This is a genomic window from Nocardioides sp. (assembly GCF_030149505.1).
In the GTDB taxonomy this organism is placed as follows: Bacteria; Actinomycetota; Actinomycetes; order Propionibacteriales; family Nocardioidaceae; genus Nocardioides.
Map to the genome: position 1 here is coordinate 1 of NZ_JASBRN010000053.1, position 17,757 is coordinate 17,757.

A 17,757-nucleotide genomic window follows, 5' to 3' on the forward strand; every position below is an offset into this window, starting at 1 on the left:
CCGGGCTGCGGCGACTACGGCATCCTCAGCTCGGTGCAGTCGGCCTTCGCGAAGCTCGGCAAGTCGCTGGAGAACACGGTGATCATCTCGGGGATCGGCTGCTCCAGCCGCTTCCCGTACTACATGGGCACGTACGGCTTCCACACGATTCACGGCCGCGCGCCCGCCATCGCGACCGGCGTCAAGGCCGCGAGGCCCGAGCTCGACGTGTGGGTCGTCACCGGTGACGGCGACGCGCTCTCGATCGGCGGCAACCACCTGATCCACGCGCTGCGTCGCAACGTGAACATGACGATCCTGCTGTTCAACAACCGGATCTACGGGCTCACCAAGGGGCAGTACTCGCCGACGTCCGAGCGCGGCAAGCACACCAAGTCCACGCCGATGGGCTCGGTCGACGAACCGTTCCGGCCGCTGTCGCTCGCGCTCGGCGCCGAAGGCACGTTCGTCGCGCGCACCATCGACTCCGACCGCAAGCACCTCCCCTCGGTGCTGTCGGCTGCCGCGGCCCACCGCGGCACGGCACTGGTGGAGATCTTCCAGAACTGCCCGATCTTCAACGACGGCGCCTTCGACGCGATCAAGAGCCCCGACACCAAGGCCGACGCGATCATCCCGCTCGAGCACGGCCGGCCGATCCGCTTCGGCGCCCCGGCCGAGGACGGCCTGGGCTCGCGCGGCCTGGTCCGCTCGGCCTCCGGCGGCGTCGAGGTCGTCGACGTGGCCGAGGTCGGCGCGGAGGCGATCCTGGTCCACGACGCGCACCAGCCGGACCCGACGACGGCGTTCGCGATCAGCCGGCTCACCGACTCGGGCTACCTCAACCAGTCGCCGATCGGCATCTTCCGCCAGGTCGAGCGGTCGACGTACGACGACGAGGCCCGCGCCCAGCTCGCGACCGCCCGGGGTGCGGTCGAGGAGGCCGGTGCCGCGGCACCGACGGAGCGGCTCGCCGCCCTGATCGGTGGCGGCGACACCTGGACGGTCGTCTGAGGTCCACCCACCCACGCGCGAGAGGGCCCCACCGTCGGTGACGGTGGGGCCCTCTGCTGTGCCGGCCGGCCCGGCGGTGCCGGTCAGAAGATCCGGTAGATGTAGATCTCCGGCGAGACGGCGGCGAGGAACTTCTCGTTCTCCCGGGTGGAGACCCGGTAGTACACGCGCTTGATGCCCTTCTTCAGGCCCGGGACCCGCTCGGAGTACCGACCCTTGGCGTTGGTCTCGATGCCGCGCAGCTTCTTCCACTTGGCGCCGCAGTCCTTGTCCTGCTTGCAGAGCTTGGTCTCGATGACGGCGTTGACGCGCTCGCCGGTGCTGGGGGCGATCTTGCCCTTGATGAGGAACTTGTTGGGCTTGGGCTCCTTGCCGTTGATGCTGATCTGGCGCTCGACCTGCTCGGCGCTGGCAGCGGGGCCGGTCGCGACGACGAGGCCGAGTCCGAGCAGCAGCGCGGTGAGGGTGGCGAGCAGGCGGTGGATGGTCCGCATGGGAACTCCTGGGGTGGGGGGCTTGACGTTCGATGCCTCTCTGCCCCGGTGCCGGACCACCCAAACAGGCCTCTTATGCTCCGGAGGTGAACGACGCGGGTCGCGGGGTGGCGCTGGGCGCAGCGGCGTACCTCATGTGGGGGCTCTTCCCCCTCTACTTCCCGCTGCTGGAGCCGGCCGGCTCGCTGGAGATCCTGGCGCATCGGGTCGTGTGGTCGACGCTCACGGTCGGCGTGCTCGTGCTGCTGCTGCGACTGCGCTCCACGCTCGCCGAGGTGCTGCGGGACCGGCGCACGGTCGTGCTGCTGTGCCTGGCGGCGCTGGCGATCAGCGTCAACTGGGGTGCCTACATCTACGGGGTGACCAGCGGCCGCGTCGTGGAGACGGCGCTGGGCTACTTCATCAACCCGCTGGTGACCGTCCTCATGGGCGTCGTGGTGCTCAAGGAGCGCCTGCGGCCGCTGCAGTGGGCAGCCCTGGCGGTGGCTGCGGTCGCCGTCGTGGTGCTGGCCCTCGCCTACGGGCGCCCGCCCTGGGTCGCGATCGTCCTGGCCCTGTCCTTCGCCTGCTACGGGCTCGCGAAGAAGACCGCCTCGGTCGGTGCGGTGGAGTCGCTCGCCGTCGAGACCGCGGTGCTGGCCCCGCTGGCCCTGGGCTTCCTGCTGTTCATCGGTCTGGCCGGCACCGCCGAGGCCGGGCGGCACGGGGTGGGCCACGCCCTGCTCTTCACCACGACGGGCATCGTCACGGCGGTGCCGCTCATCTGCTTCGGCGCCGCGGCCACGCGGGTCCCGCTCTCGACCATCGGGCTGCTGCAGTACCTCGCGCCGGTCCTGCAGTTCCTGCTGGGGGTCCTGTGGTTCCGCGAGGAGATGCCGGCTGCCCGCTGGGTCGGTTTCGTGCTGGTGTGGATCGCCCTGGTCGTCTTCACCGCCGAGGCCCTGACCCACCGGCGCCGCCAGCTCGCGCTGGCGGCCGAGGCGTCCGCGGTGTGAGGCGCCCCCTGCGCTGACCACCGCCGTGGCACCCTGGTCCCGCTCGACACGCGGTCGACGTCAGGAGTCTCCAGGAGGTTGACGGTGGACCTGTCCCAGGTGGTCCCGGGCATCATCGACACCCACATCCACCAGTGGGATCCGTTCACCACTCCGCGCGAGGCGTCGCGACTCGCGCCGCTCTACCGGCGCGCACCGGGGCTGTTCGAGCGACTGATGCCGGTCCTGCTGGACCGCGGCGGCCGGGAGCTGATCCTCACCGCCCAGCACGTGGCTCGCGCCTACCTCCCCGCTGACTACGCCGCCGACGTCGCCACCGTCCAGACCGTGCTGGGCGTCCCCGTCACCGACGCCGTGCACGTGCAGTGCGGCTGGCACCGCCCCGACCAGTCGGAGGAGACCGCCTGGCTCGACGCGCTCCCCTTCGGTGTGGAGGGCCGGCCGCGCCTGGCGGCCATCGTCGGCAACGCCGACCCGCGCGATCCCGAGTTCGCCCGGCACCTCGACGACCACGCGGCCGCGAGCAGCCGCTTCCGCGGCATCCGCTTCATGACCGCCCACCACCCCGACAGCGGCGTGAAGTCCTGGATCGAGGAGCCCGGCGTCCTCACCTCGGCCCCCGTGCTGCGCGGCCTCGCGGCCCTGGTCGAGCGTGGCCTGACCCTGGACACCTTCGTCTTCTCCCACCAGCTGCGCGAGGTCGCCACCCTCGCCGCGGAGTACCCCGAGCTGACGATCGTCCTGGACCACTACGCCACCCCGATCGGGCTGCTGGGGCCCCGTGGCAAGGCGACCGGGCGCACCGAGGCCGAGCGCCTCGACCTGCTCGCCCGCTGGCGCGACGACATCGCCGTGGTCGCCGAGCACCAGAACGTCGTGGCCAAGCACTCCGGTCTCGCCTTCCCGCCGCTCGGCCACTCCGCACGCGACCTCGACCGGTCCCGGCTCGCAGAGCTCGTCGCGCCCTTGGTCGAGCACACGACGACGGTCTTCGGTGCCGAGCGGCTCGTCTTCGGCTCGAACTACCCCATGGACAAGCCGGTCGCCCGGATCGAGACGATCCTGGGCGCCCTGGTCGACCTGCTGGCCCCCCACGGCCCCGACCTGGTCCGCAAGGTCCTGCACGACAACGCGCAGCGGGTCTACTCGCTGTGACCGACCGTCGGTCGAGGTGCGGGGAGCGCCGGCGACGGGCCACGAGACCCCGCAGCGTCCACGCCTAGGCCGGGCTTGGCGGCTCCGCGCCCGGGTCGACCTTCTCGCCGGGAGCAGCTGCGACGGCGACGACGACCTTGCCCCGGGCGTGGTCGACCTCGAGGTGCCGCAGCGCCGCGGCCCCGTCCTCGAACGGGTACACCCGCTCCACCACCGGCCGCAGCTCCCCCCGCTCGACCATGCCGACCAGCTCGGCCAGCCGCGCCGCGTCCGGCTTCGCGAACGGCACCGTGACCCGCATGCCGAGGAGGCGCCCCAGCAGGGCACCGCGGGCGAAGAGCCCGATCGGGCCGAGGTAACCCCCCTCCCCCGGGTTGCCACCGCCGGCGAGCACGAGCCGACCGCGGGGCGCGACCAGGCGCCGAAGGTCCCGGAGGGACCGGTTGCCCACGAGGTCCAGCACCACGTCGTACGTCGTCGTCGACCGCTCCACCTCACCGCGGGTGTAGTCGAGGACCGCGCTCGCGCCCAGCGAGGTGACCATGTCGAGGTTGCGGCTGCTGCACACGCCGGTGACCTCGGCGCCCCGCGCCACCGCCAGCTGGACCGCGAACGTGCCCACCCCGCCCGATGCCCCGACCACCAGCAGCCGGGTGCCGGCACCGACACCGCCGGCGTCCAGGCACGTCACGGCCGTGGTGGCCGCCGCCGCCTCGACCACCCCCACCGCCTCCGGGCGCCGCGCCAGGCACGACGCCGGGACCGCGACCAGCTCGGCCAGCGTGCCCTCGTGCTCGCCCAGCACCTCGTCGCCGACCTGCCAGTCCTCCACGCCCGGGCCCACCGCGACGACGGTGCCCGCGACGTCCCGGCCACGGATCGGCTGCTTCGGCCTGCGCCGGCCGAAGTTCGTCCGGTCCAGCCGGGCGACCCGCGGCTCGCCGCGCATGATGTGCCAGTCGGCGGCGTTCAGCGAGACGGCCGCGACCCGCACGAGCACCTCACCGGTCCCCGGCACCGGCTCCGGGACGTCCGCCAGCCCCATCACCTCGGCACTGCCGTACACGTCCTGCACCCACGCCCGCATCGCCTGCTCCTGCCTCCGGCGGACCCCTCCGGCCCGCTCCGCACCCGACGCTAGTGAGCACTCGGCCGCAGCGGGATCGGGTGGAACCCTGGCCCGACCCCGAGTCCGCTGGCGCGTCCTCCTCAGCCGGTGCGGGTGGCGACGAGGTCGGCGAAGGCCTCGAGCGCACGACGCACGGGGGTGTCGGGGAGGACGACCAGCAGGGCCTTGGCCTCCTCGGCCTGCGCCTGGACGTAGGCACGGGCCTGGTCCATCGCCGGGTGGGCACGCAGGAGACCGAGCGCCTCGGCGACCTCGGCCTCGTCGACGATCGGGCCCGACAGCAGGGTCCGCAGCCGCTCGTCGGCGGGGTCGGTGGAGGCCTGCGCCATGAGCGTGGGCAGCGTGGGCACGCCCTCGCGCAGGTCGGTGCCGGGGGTCTTGCCGGACTCGTCGGTCTCCGAGGCGATGTCGAGGATGTCGTCGGAGAGCTGGAAGGCCGAGCCGACGATCTCGCCGTACGCCGCCAGCGCCTCCTCCACCTCGCGGCTCGCGCCGCTGAAGCGGGCGCCGTAGCGCGCGGAGGTGGCGATGAGGGAGCCGGTCTTGCCGGCGACGACCTCGAGGTAGTGCTGGAGGGGGTCCTCGCCGGGACCGGGCGGCACCGTCTCCATGATCTGGCCCTCGACCAGGCGGGTGAACGTCTCGGCCTGGATGCGCACGGCGTCCGCGCCCAGCCGCGAGGTCAGCTCGGAGGACCGGGCGAAGAGGAAGTCACCGGTGAGGATCGCGACCAGGTTGTCGTACCGGGAGTTGGCCGAGTCGGCGCCGCGGCGCAGCGCCGCCTCGTCCATCACGTCGTCGTGGTACAGCGAGCCGAGGTGGGTGATCTCCACGACGCAGGCCGCGGTGAGCACGTCCTCGCTGTCGGGGTGCTCCCCCGCCTCCGCCGCCAGCAGCACCAGCAGCGGTCGGAACCGCTTGCCACCCGCGGCCAGCAGGTGCCGGGCCGCCTCGGTGACGTAGGCGGTGCGCCCCTCGACGTGACCGTCGAGCAGGGCCTCGACGGTCTCCATCCGGGACCGGAGCCGGGCGGCGAGCGCGTCGTCGGTGACCGGCAGGGCCAGGGTGGCGGGGGGCGGGGTGGAGCTCACCTGATGAATTGTCCGGCATCCGCCGCGAGCTGCAGCAGCGGGCCCGGCACCAGGCCGAGGACCAGCGTGCCGAGGACGCCCACGGCGATGGTGCCGCTGGTCAGCAGCGACGGCGCGGTCACCGAGGCCACCTCCGCGTCGGCCTCCGGCACGTCGAAGAACATCAGCCTGATGTGGCGGACGTAGAAGTAGACGGCGAAGATCGAGGAGGCGATCGCGACGACCACCACCGGCCACGCGCCGGCCGACATGGCGACGGTGAAGACCGCCCACTTGCCGACGAACCCGGCGGTCAGCGGGATGCCAGCCATCGACAGCAGGAAGAACGCGAACGCACCGGCGACCAGCGGCGAGCGCTTGCCCAGACCAGCCCAGCGGTCGAAGGCCGTGGCCTCGCCGGAGGAGTCGCGCACCAGGCTGACGATCGCGAAGGCGCCGATCGTGGCGAAGGAGTACGTCGCGAGGTAGAACATCACCGCCTGCAGAGAGGTGACCTGGCCCTCGGCGAGCTCGCCGGAGGCCTGGACACCCAGGACACCGGTGAGCAGGAAGCCGGTGTGGGCGACCGCGGAGTAGGCGAGCATCCGCTTGACGTCGGTCTGCACGACGGCGAGGACGGCACCGATGAGCATCGTGAGGATTGCGATCACCCACATGACGGGCTGCCAGCTCCAGCGGTCGGCGCCGAAGCCGACGTACAGCAGGCGCAGCAGCGCGCCGAAGGCCGCGATCTTGGTGCCGGCCGACATGAAGGCGGTCACCGCGGTCGGGGCACCCTGGTACACGTCGGGGGTCCAGGCCTGGAAGGGCACGGCACCGACCTTGAAGAGCAGGCCGACCAGCAGCAGACCCAGTCCGATCCGGAGCATCACCGAGTTGGCGGAGTCGTTGCGGACGGCCGCGTCGATCGCGCCGAGGTCCATCGAGCCGGCGTAGCCGTAGACCAGCGCCATGCCGTAGAGGAAGAACCCGGAGGAGAACGCGCCGAGCAGGAAGTACTTCAGCGCCGCCTCCTGGCTCAGCAGGCGTCGGCGACGGGCCAGACCGCTGAGCAGGTAGAGGGGCAGCGAGAGGACCTCGAGGGCGACGAACATCGTGAGCAGGTCGCCGGAGGCCGGGAAGAGCAGCATGCCGCCGACGGCGAACATCAGCAGCGGGTAGACCTCGGTGTGGTCCAGGCCCTGGGCCTTGCGCTCGGCGTCGCTGCCCGGGAGGGCGGCAGCCTGGCCGGAGAAGGCGGAGACGCCGGCCTCGAGGCGGCGCTCGGCGAAGAGCGCGACACCCATGAGCGAGGCGACGAGCACCAGCGCCCAGATGAAGACCGTGGGGCCGTCGACCACGACCGACCCGGCTCCGCCGATGAGACCGCGGGCCTCGCCGTCGGCGACCGTGTCGAGGTTGGTGCCGACCAGGACGGTGCCGACGAGCGCGACGAGCAGGCCGACGGCGGCCAGGGCCACCTGGACGACGTGGCGGCGACCGCGCGGGAGGAAGGCCTCGGCGAGGATGCCGAGGCAGGCGACGCCGAAGACCACGATCAGCGGCCAGATCTCGGCGTACTCGAGGGCGGGCTCGGTGAACTCCATCAGTACTCGCCCTCCTCGGCGGTCTCGGCGGCCGCGGGCGCGGTCACCTCGGGCGGGTCGTCGGTGACCCCGACGTGGCTGAGCAGGTCACCGACGTAGGGGTTGGCGGCGTCCATCAGCGGGATCGGGTAGAAGCCGAAGAAGACCAGGGCAGCGACCAGCGGGGCCACGGCGGCGATCTCGCGCACACCGAGGTCCTGGTCGCGGGTCACGACGTCGGCGGTCGGGCCGGTCATCGTGCGCTGGTACATCCACAGCACGTAGATCGCGGCCAGCACGATGCCGGTCACGGCGACCGCGCCGACGTACCAGGCGTACTGGAAGGCCGCGATGATCACCAGGAACTCGCTGATGAACGGCGAGAGGCCCGGCAGCCCGAGCGTGGCCAGGCCGGCGACGAGCAGCAGGCCGGCGAGGACCGGGGTGACCTTCTCCTGGCCGCCCAGCTCGCGGATCGAGGCGGTGCCCCGACGGCTCACGAGGTAGCCCGCGACCAGGAACAGCGCCGCGGTGCCGAGGCCGTGGTTGACCATGTAGAGGATGGATCCGGTGCCGCCCTGGGTGCTGAAGACGAAGATGCCCAGCACGATGAAGCCGAAGTGGCTCAGCGAGGTGAGGCCGATCAGGCGCATCACGTCGTCCTGGCCGATCGCCACGAAGGCGCCGTAGACGATCGACACCAGCGCCAGCACGATGACCAGCGGCGTGGCCCACTGGGAGGCCTCGGGGAAGATCCCGAGGCAGAAGCGCAGCATGCCGAAGGTGCCGATCTTGTCGAGCACGCAGACCAGCAGCACGCTCGTTCCCGGCGTGGCCTTGCCGGTGGTGTCGGCCAGCCAGGTGTGCACCGGGAAGAGCGGGGCCTTGATGGCGAAGGCGATGAAGAAGGTCGCGAACAGCCAGCGCCCCGCCTCGGTGTCGATGTCGAGGGCCATCAGGTCCGAGAGCAGGTACGACGGCGTGCCGGCCTGCGCGGAGACGACGTAGAGCCCGATGACGCCGATCAGCAGGATGAGCCCGCCGGCCAGCTGGAACATCAGGAACTTGATCGCGGCCGCCGAGCGGCCGGCGCGGCCGAAGCCACCGATGAGGAAGTACGCCGGGATCAGCGTGGCCTCGAAGACCAGGTAGAAGAGGAAGACGTCGGTGGCCAGGAAGACCGCCAGCGACAGCGACTCCAGCGCCAGGGTCCAGGCGACGAAGGCCGTCGGGCTGCCCTGCTCGTTGCCGTCGACCGCGGTCTCCGTCTCGCGCCAGGAGGCGAGCAGCACGACCGGCACCAGGAGCGCGGTGAGCAGCACCATCAGCAGGCCCAGGCCGTCGACGCCCAGGGCGAAGTGCACGCCGAAGGCCGGGATCCAGTTGTAGGTCTCGGTCAGCTGCATGCCGCCGTCGAGCTCGTACTGCGCGGCCACGACCACGGCGAGGACCAGGGTCGCCACCGAGAAGCCGATGCCGGCCTGCTTGGCCACCGCGCCCTTGAGGAACGGCACGACCAGCGCGCCGACGAGGGGCAGCGCCACCAGGACGCTGAGAACTGGGAAGTCGTTCACAGGTTCACCACCAGGAGGGCCGCGAGCACGATGACCACGCCGGCGAGGATGGACAGGGCGTAGGACCGCACGAAGCCGTTCTGGGCCCGACGCAGGCCCTGGCCCAGGCCCTGCACCAGCGAGGCGCCACCGGTGAAGAGTCCGTCCACGAGCGAGCGGTCGGCCGACACCAGCCCACGGGTCAGTGCCTTGCCGGGCTCGACGACCAGGGTGTCGTGGATGGCGTCCCCGTAGAGGTCGTTGCGGGCCGCGCGGGTCACGAACGAGACGTCGGTCGGGGCGGTGCTGGGGATCGGGCGCCTACCGACGCTCAGCCAGGCGATCGCGACACCGACCGCCACCACGGCGACGGTGATGAGCGAGAAGACGATCGCCGGGAACGGCAGCTCGTGCTCGGGGGCCTTGCCGACGACCGGGACCAACCAGTCCTTGATCCAGCCGCCGAGGTAGAGCACGCCGCCGAGGACCGAGAGCGCGGCCAGCACGATGAGCGGGAAGGTCATGACGCTGGGCGACTCGTGCGGGTGCACGCCGTCCTGCCAGCGCTTCTCGCCGAAGAAGGTCATCAGCATGACGCGGGTCATGTAGAAGCCGGTCACACCGGCACCGATGAGCGCGCAGATACCGAAGACGGGGCTCTCGACCAGCGCGGTCTCGATGATCTTGTCCTTGGACCAGAAGCCGGAGAACAGCGGGAAGCCGATGATCGCCAGGTAGCCCATGGCGAAGGTCAGGAAGGTGACCGGCATGAGCTTGCGCAGCGCGCCGTAGTGGCGCATGTCGACGTCGTCGTTCATCCCGTGCATCACCGAGCCGGCGCCCAGGAACATGTTGGCCTTGAAGAATCCGTGGGTGATGAGGTGGAAGATCGCGTAGGCGTAGCCGTACACGCCCAGACCCGCGGCCAGCATCATGTAGCCGATCTGGGACATCGTCGAGCCGGCGAGCGCCTTCTTGATGTCGTCCTTGGCGCAGCCGATGACCGCACCCCACAGCAGCGTCACCGTGGCGACCACGACGACCGCGGTCTGGGCGGCGGGCGCGGCCTCGAAGACGAAGTTCGAGCGGACCACGAGGTAGACGCCGGCGGTGACCATGGTCGCGGCGTGGATGAGCGCGGAGACGGGCGTGGGGCCTTCCATCGCGTCCAGGAGCCACGCCTGCAGCGGCACCTGGGCGGACTTGCCGGCCGCACCGAGCAGCAGCAGGAGGCCGATCGCCGTCATGGTGCCCTCTCCGGCACCCGAAGCGTTGGCGGAGATGACGGTGAAGCTGGCCGAGCCGAAGGTCACGAAGAACATCGCGATCGCCAGGCTCATGCCGATGTCGCCGACCCGGTTGATGACGAAGGCCTTCTTGGCCGCCGCGGCCGCGGACGGCTTGTGCTGCCAGAAGCCGATCAGCAGGTACGACGCCAGGCCGACGCCCTCCCAGCCGAGGAACACGCCGAGGTAGTTCTCGGCGAGCACCAGCATCAGCATGGCCGCGACGAAGAGGTTGAGGTAGGCGAAGAACCGGCGGCGACGCGGGTCGTGCTCCATGTAGCCGATGGAGTAGACGTGGATCAGCGACCCCACGCCGGTGATCAGCATCAGGAACAGGATCGACAGCGGGTCGACCAGCAGGTCCATCCCGATCTCGTAGCCGCCGACGCTCACCCAGTCCCACAGGTGCTGGGTGACCGAGCGGTCACCCTCCTCGCGGCCCATCATCGCGATGAGCAGGAGGGTGCTGAGGACGAACGAGCCGACCGCCGTGGCCGTGCCGAGCAGGTGTCCCCACGCGTCGGTGCGCCGGCCGCCGAGCAGGAGCACCACGGCGCCGAGCAGGGGCAGCGCGATGACCAGCCACAGCAGCGGGAAGACGCCGCCGGCGTCGGCCGCGCTGATCGGGTCGACCACGGGGATGCTGTGGCCGCCTTCGGTGTAGAGGAACATCGTCCGCCTTAGTACTTGAGGAGGCTCGCGTCGTCGACCGAGGCCGAGCGACGGGTCCGGAAGATGGTCATGATGATCGCGAGTCCGACCACGACCTCGGCCGCGGCCACGACCATGACGAAGAAGGCCGCGACCTGGCCGTCGAGGTTGCCGTGCTGGTGGGCGAAGGCGACCAGGGCCAGGTTGCACGCGTTGAGCATCAGCTCCACGCACATGAAGACCACGATGGCGTTGCGCCGGGTCAGCACACCGATCGCGCCGATGGTGAACAGCACGGCCGAGAGGCCGATGTAGGCGTTGACGTCGTTCACGCGCCGGCCTCCGGGTTCTCGGTGTTGTGACCACTGCCGGAGGCCTGGTCGGTGCCGCCGGTCGCGCCGCCGGCGGGTCCGCCGTCGACGTCACCGAGCGTGCGCTGCACCTCGGTGATGTCGTCGGCGAGGGCCGGGGCGGACCGGACGGTACCGCGTGCGGCGAGGACCCGGGCGACCGACTCCTCGGCCGGGGTGCCGTCGGGCAGCAGCGCCGGGGTGTCGACGGCGTTGTGACGGGCGTAGACGCCCGGCGAGGGCAGCGGGACCAGCGGTCGGCCGGTCTCGGAGAAGTCACGCACGCGCTGCGCGGCCATCGAGGCCTGGGTGGGCTTGGGCTCCAGCCGCTCGCGGTGGGCCAGGACCATCGCGCCCACGGCGGCGGTGATCAGCAGCGCCGCTGTGACCTCGAAGAGCAGGACGTAGCGCGAGAACAGCAGGTCGGCGAGGCCCTCGATGTTGCCGCCGCTGTTGGCGGCATCGAGGCCGACCATGGTGCCGAGCGAGATCTGCGCGACGCCGACGAGCAGCAGCGCGCCCAGCACGACACCGGCGGTCCAGGCCAGCCAGCGCTGGCCGCGGATGGTCTCGACGACCGAGTCGGAGGCGTCGACGCCGACGAGCATGACGACGAAGAGGAACAGCATCATGATCGCGCCGGTGTAGACGATGATCTGCACCGCGAACAGGAAGGGCGCCTCGAGCGTCAGGTAGATGATCGCGAGGCTGATCATCACCGCCGCGAGCAGCAGGGCCGCGTGCACGGCCTTGCGCACGAACAGGATGCCGAGCGCCGCGGGGACGATGATCGCCGACAGCAGCCAGAAGGTGATGCTCATGCCTGCTCCCCCGCGGCCAGACCCGTCGCGAGGCTCGAGCCGGGCGCCGGTGCGGCGTACTGACCGCGGTAGTAGGCGCCCTCGTCGTCGCCGAGCCGCATCGGGTGCGGCGGCTGCTCCATGCCCGGCAGGAGCGGGGCCAGCAGGTCGGACTTCTCGTAGATAAGGTCCGCCCGGTTGTCGTCGGCCAGCTCGTACTCGTTGGTCATGGTCAGCGCGCGGGTGGGGCAGGCCTCGATGCACAGCCCGCACAGGATGCAGCGCAGGTAGTTGATCTGGTAGACGCGGCCGTAGCGCTCACCGGGGCTGTACCGCCCGGACCCGTCGGGCAGGTCGGTGTTGGAGGCGCCCTCGACGTAGATCGCGTCCGCCGGGCAGGCCCACGCGCACAGCTCGCACCCGACGCACTTCTCCAGGCCGTCGGGCCAGCGGTTGAGCTGGTGCCGGCCGTGGAAGCGCGGGGCGGTGGGGAGCTTCTCGAAGGGGTACTGCTCGGTCACCACCTTCTTGAACATCGTCCGGAACGTGACACCGAACCCGGCGACCGGGTCGATGAACTGCTCCTTGAACGTCTTCTCGTTCTCAGCCACAGGTCAGGCCTCCTCCCCGGCACCGGCCGGGACGGTGGTGGATCGGGGGAACTCGAGCGGTGCCGCGGCACCGCGCACGGCACCACCGGCGGGCATCGGGGGCACGGGGAAGCCACCGCTGGGGGCGGCCGGCTCCTCCGGCTCCTCCTCGCGCTCGCTGCCCAGCAGGCCGAGCAGCAGCACGACCGCGACGGCGGCACCGCCGAACAGGAGGACCTCCTGGACACCCACGTCGTAGGTGTTGGAGACGTAGCGCATGGTGGCGACCAGGATCGTCCAGCCCAGCGCGACCGGGATCAGGACCTTCCAGCCGAAGGCCATGAACTGGTCGTAGCGCAGTCGCGGCAGGGAGCCACGCAGCCAGATGAAGAAGAAGATGAAGAACAGGACCTTGCCGAAGAACCAGATCACCGGCACGTAGCCCTCGTTGGCGCCCTCCCAGACCCGGTCGATCCAGAACGGGGCGCGCCAGCCACCCAGGAAGAGCGTGGTCGCGAGGGCGGAGACGGTGGCCATGTTGATGTACTCGGCCAGGAAGAACAGGGCGAACTTCAGCGAGGAGTACTCGGTGTGGAAGCCGCCCACCAGCTCGCCCTCGGCCTCGGGGAGGTCGAAGGGGGCACGGTTGACCTCACCGACCATCGAGATCACGTAGATGACGAACGACGGCAGCAGGATCAGGCCGAACCACAGGTCCTCCTGGGCCGCGACGATCTCGCTCGTCGACAGCGACCCGGCGTAGATGAAGACCGCGATGAGCGCCAGGCCCATCGAGACCTCGTAGGAGATCATCTGGGCGCTGGAGCGCAGGCCGCCGAGCAGGGAGTACGTCGAGCCGGAGGACCAGCCGCCGAGCACGATGCCGTAGATGCCGATCGAGGCGATCGCCATCACGAAGAGCACGGCGACGGGCATGTCGGTCAGCTGCAGCGGGGTCCGCTCGCCGAACATCGAGACCTCGGGCCCGAACGGCACCACCGCGAAGGTGACGAAGGCCGGGATGACCGCGATGACGGGGGCGAGGACGAAGACGACCTTGTCGGCCGCCTTGGGGATCAGGTCCTCCTTGAGCGCCAGCTTCACGCCGTCGGCCAGCGACTGCAGCAGGCCGAAGGGGCCGTGCACGTTGGGGCCGACGCGGTGCTGCATCCGGGCCACCACCCGGCGCTCCCACCAGATGTTGAACAGCGTCAGCAGGACCAGCACGACGAAGACCAGGCCGGCCTTGACCAGCACCAGCCACCAGGGGTCCTGGCCGAAGGCCGAGAGGTCGTCGGCCGCACGGACCACGGTCGGGGCGATCACGCTCCTGCTCCCTTCACGGTCACCCGGGTGCCGGGTGAGGCGAGACCGGCGAGCACGCCGGCGCCGGTCGAGCTCGCGGGCACCCACACGGTGCCGTCGGTCATGTCGTCGACGACCTCGACCGGCATCGTCACCGAGCCACGGTCACCGGTCACGGTGACGGCAGCCCCGTCGGCGAGACCCAGGGCGGCGTGCGTCGCCGGGCTGACGCGGGCGACCGCGGGCCTCGCGGTGGCGGCGAGGTGCTTGTCGCCGTCCTGCATCGAGCCGCCGTCGATCATCAACTTCCAGGTGGACAGCGCGAGTCCGTCACCCGAGCCGGCGGCGGCGGGCTGCACGGGCGTCATGGTCGGGCGCTCGCCGTCCCACGGGCCCAGCTGCGCCATCTCGGCGCGGACGTCGGCGACCGTGCGGAAGCCGAGCGGGGCACCCTGGCCCAGGGCCGCCAGCTCCTCGGAGATCCCGGCGAGGACCCGCAGGTCGGGCAGCGAGGTCGGCGAGGGGAGCACGGCCTCGAAGGGCCGCGGACGGCCCTCCCAGGTCAGGAACGTGCCGGCCTTCTCGACCGCGGCGGCGACGGGGAACACCACGTCGGCCGCGCGGGTGACCTCGGTGTCGCGCAGGCCGAGGGCGACCACGAAGGACGCGGCGTCGAGCGCGGCACGCGTGGCTGCGGGATCGGTGGTGTCGTCAGGCTCCACGCCCGCGACGACCAGTCCGCCGAGCTCGCCGGCGGCGAGCGCGGCGACGATGGCGTCGGCGTCACGGCCGGGACCCTCGGGCAGCGAGCCGACGCCCCACGAGGTGGCCACGTCGACCCGGGCCGCGGCGTCGGCGACCGGACGGCCGCCGGGCAGCAGCGTGGGCAGGCAGCCGGCCTCGACCGCACCGCGGTCGCCCGCACGGCGCGGCACCCAGGCGAGCCGGGCACCGGTCTTGGCGACCAGGTCGGCAACCGCGCTGAACGCACCGGGGACGGCGGCCAGCCGCTCGCCCACCAGCACCACGGCGCCCGCGTCGATGCCGTGGTCGGCTCGGCCGAGCAGCTCGGCGATCGCCGCCGGCTCCTGGCCGGGGACGGTCGGGACGAGGGTCCCGTGCATCTTGCGCAGGCCGCGGGTGGTGTACGGCGCCAGCGCGAGGACGCGGGTCCCGCCCTGGCGGACCGACTTGCGCAGGCGCAGGAAGACCGCGCCGGCCTCGTCCTCGGGCTCGAGGCCGACCAGCACGACCGTGCGGGCCGACTCCAGGTCGGCGTACGTCACGCCGCCGTCCCACGGGCCCGTGAGGGCGACGTGGGCGGCGAGGAACTCCGCCTCCTCAGCGGAGTGCGGACGCGCGCGGAAGTCGATGTCGTGGGTGCCGAGGCTGACCCGCGCGAACTTGGCGTAGGCGTAGGCGTCCTCGGCGGTCAGGCGACCGCCGGTGAGCACGCCCACCCCGCCCGCGGCGTGCAGCCCGCGGGCCGCGACGGCGAAGGCCTCGGGCCAGGACGCCGGGCGGAGCGAGCCATCGCCGCCGTCCTCGACCCGGTCACGCACCATCGGGTGGGTGAGGCGGTCGTCGAGGGAGGCGTAGGTGAAGGCGAAGCGGTCCTTGTCGGTGAGCCACTCCTCGTTGACCTCCGGGTCGTCCCCGGCGAGGCGGCGCATGACCTTGCCGCGACGGTGGTCGACGCGGATGGCCGAGCCGCAGGCGTCGTGCTCGGCGACGCTGGGCGTCGAGACGAGGTCGAAGGGCCGGGAGCGGAAGCGGTAGGACTCCGAGGTCAGCGCGCCGACCGGGCAGATCTGGATGGTGTTGCCGGAGAAGTAGGACAGGAAGGGCGCGTCCTCGGCGATGCCGATCTGCTGCTGCGCGCCGCGCTCGACCAGCGCGATGAACGGGTCGCCGGCGATCTCGTCGGCGAAGCGGGTGCAGCGCTGGCACACGATGCAGCGCTCCCGGTCGAGCAGGACCTGGGGCGAGAGGTTGATCGGCTTGGGGAAGGTGCGCTTGACCCCGCCGGAGCCGGAGGTCGCGAAGCGGGACTCCCCGCGGCCGTTGGACATGGCCTGGTTCTGCAGGGGGCACTCGCCGCCCTTGTCGCAGACGGGGCAGTCCAGCGGGTGGTTGACCAGCAGGAACTCCATCACGCCCTGCTGGGCCTTGTCGGCCACCGGCGAGGTCGCCTGGGTGCTGACGACCATGCCCGGGGCGACCGGGAGCGTGCAGGACGCCTGCGGCTTCGGGAAGCCGCGGCCGTTGCCGGCGTCGGGGACGTCGACCAGGCACTGACGGCAGGCGCCCACGGGCTCCAGGAGAGGGTGGTCGCAGAAGCGCGGGACCTGCACGCCGATCTGCTCCGCGGCCCGGATCACCAGGGTGCCGGCCGGGACGCTGACCTCGACGCCGTCGATGGTCAGCGTGACGAGGTCGACCTCGGTCTTGTCGGGGGTCGTCGTCATGCTCGTGCTCCGGCCGTGGCCTTGCCGGCCCAGGCGGTCGAGGCGGCCGGGTCGAACGGGCAGCCGCCGTGGGTGAGGTGGGCGAGGTACTCGTCGCGGAAGAACTGGATCGAGCTGGAGATCGGGCTGGTCGCGCCGTCACCGAGGGCGCAGAAGGAGCGACCCAGGATGTTGTCGCACTGGTCGAGGAGCAGGTCGAGGTCGGACTCGCTGCCCTCGCCGCGCTCCAGCGCCGCCAGGGTCTGGGCCAGCCACCAGGTGCCCTCGCGGCACGGGGTGCACTTCCCGCAGGACTCGTGCTTGTAGAACTCGGTCCAGCGCAGCGTGGCGCGCACCACGCAGGTGGTCTCGTCGAAGAGCTGGAGGGCGCGGGTGCCGAGCATCGTGCCCACCTCGCCCATGGACTCGAAGTCCAGCGGGACGTCGAGGTGCTCGGCGGTCAGCAGCGGGGTCGAGCTACCGCCCGGGGTCCAGAACTTCAGCTGCCGCGGCTGGCCGTCGGGGCCCTGGCGCATGCCACCGGCCAGGTCGAGCAGCTGGCGCAGGGTGATGCCCAGCGGCGCCTCGTACTGGCCCGGGCGGGTCACGTGGCCCGAGAGGGAGAAGATGCCGTAGCCCTTGGACTTCTCGGTGCCCATCGAGGCGAACCACTCCGCGCCGTGGTCGATGATGCTGGGCACCGAGGCGATCGACTCGACGTTGTTGATGACGGTCGGGCTGGCGTAGAGACCGGCGACCGCGGGGAACGGCGGGCGCAGGCGCGGCTGGCCGCGACGGCCCTCGAGGCCCTCGAGCAGCGCGGTCTCCTCGCCGCAGATGTAGGCGCCGGCACCGGCGTGGACCACGATGTCGAGGTCGAAGCCGGAGCCGTGGATGTCCTTACCGAGGTGGCCGGCGGCGTACGCCTCCTCGACGGCGTTCTGGACCCGGCGGATGACGTGCAGGATCTCGCCGCGGACGTAGATGAAGGCCTTGTTGGCGCGGATGGCGAAGGAGCTGATGATGACGCCCTCGACCAGGGTGTGGGGGCTGGCCATCATGAGCGGGGTGTCCTTGCAGGTGCCCGGCTCGGACTCGTCGGCGTTGACGACGAGGTACTTCGGCTTGGGGTTGTCCTGCGGGATGAAGGACCACTTCATGCCGGTCGGGAACCCGGCACCACCGCGACCGCGCAGGCCGGAGTCCTTGACGGCGGTGATGATGTCGTCGGGCGCCATCGTGAGCGCCTTCTTCAGCGCGCGGTAGCCGCCGTGCTGCTCGTAGGACTCCAGGGTCCAGGACCGCTCCGCGCTCCAGTTGGCGGTGAGGACCGGCGTCAGGGTGTCGACCATC

15 protein-coding genes are annotated in these 17,757 nt (G+C 71.5%); 3 read left to right on the forward strand and 12 right to left on the reverse strand.

The window, feature by feature from the left end; all coding sequences use genetic code 11:
- Positions 1-993: 2-oxoacid:ferredoxin oxidoreductase subunit beta (locus Q1V71_RS11400; protein ID WP_300643920.1), on the forward strand; the 993-nt coding region annotated here is incomplete at its 5' end.
- A gap of 83 nt (positions 994-1,076) precedes the next feature.
- Here Q1V71_RS11400 and Q1V71_RS11405 read toward each other — a convergent pair.
- Positions 1,077-1,487 (reverse strand): hypothetical protein, encoded by a 411-nt coding sequence (locus Q1V71_RS11405; protein ID WP_300643922.1) that lies wholly within the window; start codon positions 1,485-1,487, stop codon positions 1,077-1,079.
- Between the two features lie 86 nt (positions 1,488-1,573).
- Between Q1V71_RS11405 and rarD the strand changes: the two genes are divergently transcribed.
- Positions 1,574-2,482 (forward strand): EamA family transporter RarD, encoded by a 909-nt coding sequence (rarD, locus tag Q1V71_RS11410; protein WP_300643924.1) that lies wholly within the window; start codon positions 1,574-1,576, stop codon positions 2,480-2,482.
- Between the two features lie 84 nt (positions 2,483-2,566).
- Positions 2,567-3,637, forward strand: coding sequence for an amidohydrolase (locus tag Q1V71_RS11415; protein ID WP_300643926.1), 1,071 nt, complete (start codon positions 2,567-2,569; stop codon positions 3,635-3,637).
- A 64-nt stretch (positions 3,638-3,701) separates the two neighbouring features.
- Here the strand turns inward: Q1V71_RS11415 and Q1V71_RS11420 are convergent, their stop codons facing one another.
- The 11 genes from Q1V71_RS11420 to nuoF all read right to left on the reverse strand — a co-directional run bounded on the left by Q1V71_RS11420 (position 3,702) and on the right by nuoF (position 17,756).
- A complete protein-coding gene (locus Q1V71_RS11420; RefSeq protein ID WP_300643928.1) occupies positions 3,702-4,724 on the reverse strand; it encodes an NAD(P)-dependent alcohol dehydrogenase in 1,023 nt (340 codons plus the stop codon).
- Between the two features lie 122 nt (positions 4,725-4,846).
- On the reverse strand, positions 4,847-5,857 hold the full coding sequence (locus tag Q1V71_RS11425; protein ID WP_300643930.1) for a polyprenyl synthetase family protein: 1,011 nt from the start codon (positions 5,855-5,857) through the stop codon (positions 4,847-4,849).
- The gene (nuoN, locus tag Q1V71_RS11430; protein ID WP_300643931.1) at positions 5,854-7,443 is read right to left on the reverse strand and encodes an NADH-quinone oxidoreductase subunit NuoN; all 1,590 of its coding nucleotides are present in this window, start codon (positions 7,441-7,443) and stop codon (positions 5,854-5,856) included. The genes Q1V71_RS11425 and nuoN overlap by 4 nt, the downstream gene beginning before the upstream one ends.
- Complete coding sequence (locus Q1V71_RS11435; RefSeq protein WP_300643933.1) at positions 7,443-8,996, reverse strand: NADH-quinone oxidoreductase subunit M; 1,554 nt, start codon at positions 8,994-8,996, stop codon at positions 7,443-7,445. Before Q1V71_RS11435 ends, nuoN begins: the two co-directional genes overlap by 1 nt.
- Entirely contained in the window at positions 8,993-10,933 is a 1,941-nt protein-coding gene (nuoL, locus tag Q1V71_RS11440; protein ID WP_300643935.1) for an NADH-quinone oxidoreductase subunit L, read from the reverse strand. The genes Q1V71_RS11435 and nuoL overlap by 4 nt, the downstream gene beginning before the upstream one ends.
- Positions 10,934-10,941: 8 nt before the next feature.
- On the reverse strand, positions 10,942-11,244 hold the full coding sequence (gene nuoK / locus Q1V71_RS11445) for an NADH-quinone oxidoreductase subunit NuoK (protein WP_300643938.1): 303 nt from the start codon (positions 11,242-11,244) through the stop codon (positions 10,942-10,944).
- On the reverse strand, positions 11,241-12,083 hold the full coding sequence (locus Q1V71_RS11450) for an NADH-quinone oxidoreductase subunit J (protein WP_300643940.1): 843 nt from the start codon (positions 12,081-12,083) through the stop codon (positions 11,241-11,243). Before Q1V71_RS11450 ends, nuoK begins: the two co-directional genes overlap by 4 nt.
- Complete coding sequence (nuoI, locus tag Q1V71_RS11455; protein WP_300643942.1) at positions 12,080-12,673, reverse strand: NADH-quinone oxidoreductase subunit NuoI; 594 nt, start codon at positions 12,671-12,673, stop codon at positions 12,080-12,082. The genes Q1V71_RS11450 and nuoI overlap by 4 nt, the downstream gene beginning before the upstream one ends.
- Positions 12,674-12,676: 3 nt before the next feature.
- Positions 12,677-13,978, reverse strand: a complete 1,302-nt coding sequence (nuoH, locus tag Q1V71_RS11460) for an NADH-quinone oxidoreductase subunit NuoH (RefSeq protein ID WP_300643944.1) — start codon at positions 13,976-13,978, stop codon at positions 12,677-12,679.
- Positions 13,975-16,425, reverse strand: coding sequence for an NADH-quinone oxidoreductase subunit G (locus tag Q1V71_RS11465; protein ID WP_300643946.1), 2,451 nt, complete (start codon positions 16,423-16,425; stop codon positions 13,975-13,977). The genes nuoH and Q1V71_RS11465 overlap by 4 nt, the downstream gene beginning before the upstream one ends.
- On the reverse strand, positions 16,422-17,756 hold the full coding sequence (gene nuoF, locus Q1V71_RS11470) for an NADH-quinone oxidoreductase subunit NuoF (RefSeq protein ID WP_300643947.1): 1,335 nt from the start codon (positions 17,754-17,756) through the stop codon (positions 16,422-16,424). The genes Q1V71_RS11465 and nuoF overlap by 4 nt, the downstream gene beginning before the upstream one ends.
- Between the last annotated feature and the right edge of the window lies 1 nt (position 17,757).

Excerpts from the sequence above, each read along its gene's own strand:
- Q1V71_RS11405 (WP_300643922.1), bottom strand. The coding sequence starts at position 1,487 with ATGCGGACCATCCACCGCCTGCTCGCCACCCTCACCGCGCTGCTGCTC.
- Q1V71_RS11420 (WP_300643928.1), bottom strand. The coding sequence starts at position 4,724 with ATGCGGGCGTGGGTGCAGGACGTGTACGGCAGTGCCGAGGTGATGGGG.
- nuoN (WP_300643931.1), bottom strand. The coding sequence starts at position 7,443 with ATGGAGTTCACCGAGCCCGCCCTCGAGTACGCCGAGATCTGGCCGCTG.
- nuoL (WP_300643935.1), bottom strand. The coding sequence starts at position 10,933 with ATGTTCCTCTACACCGAAGGCGGCCACAGCATCCCCGTGGTCGACCCG.
- Q1V71_RS11450 (WP_300643940.1), bottom strand. The coding sequence starts at position 12,083 with ATGAGCATCACCTTCTGGCTGCTGTCGGCGATCATCGTCCCCGCGGCG.
- Q1V71_RS11465 (WP_300643946.1), bottom strand. The coding sequence starts at position 16,425 with ATGACGACGACCCCCGACAAGACCGAGGTCGACCTCGTCACGCTGACC.
- nuoF (WP_300643947.1), bottom strand. The coding sequence starts at position 17,756 with ATGGTCGACACCCTGACGCCGGTCCTCACCGCCAACTGGAGCGCGGAG.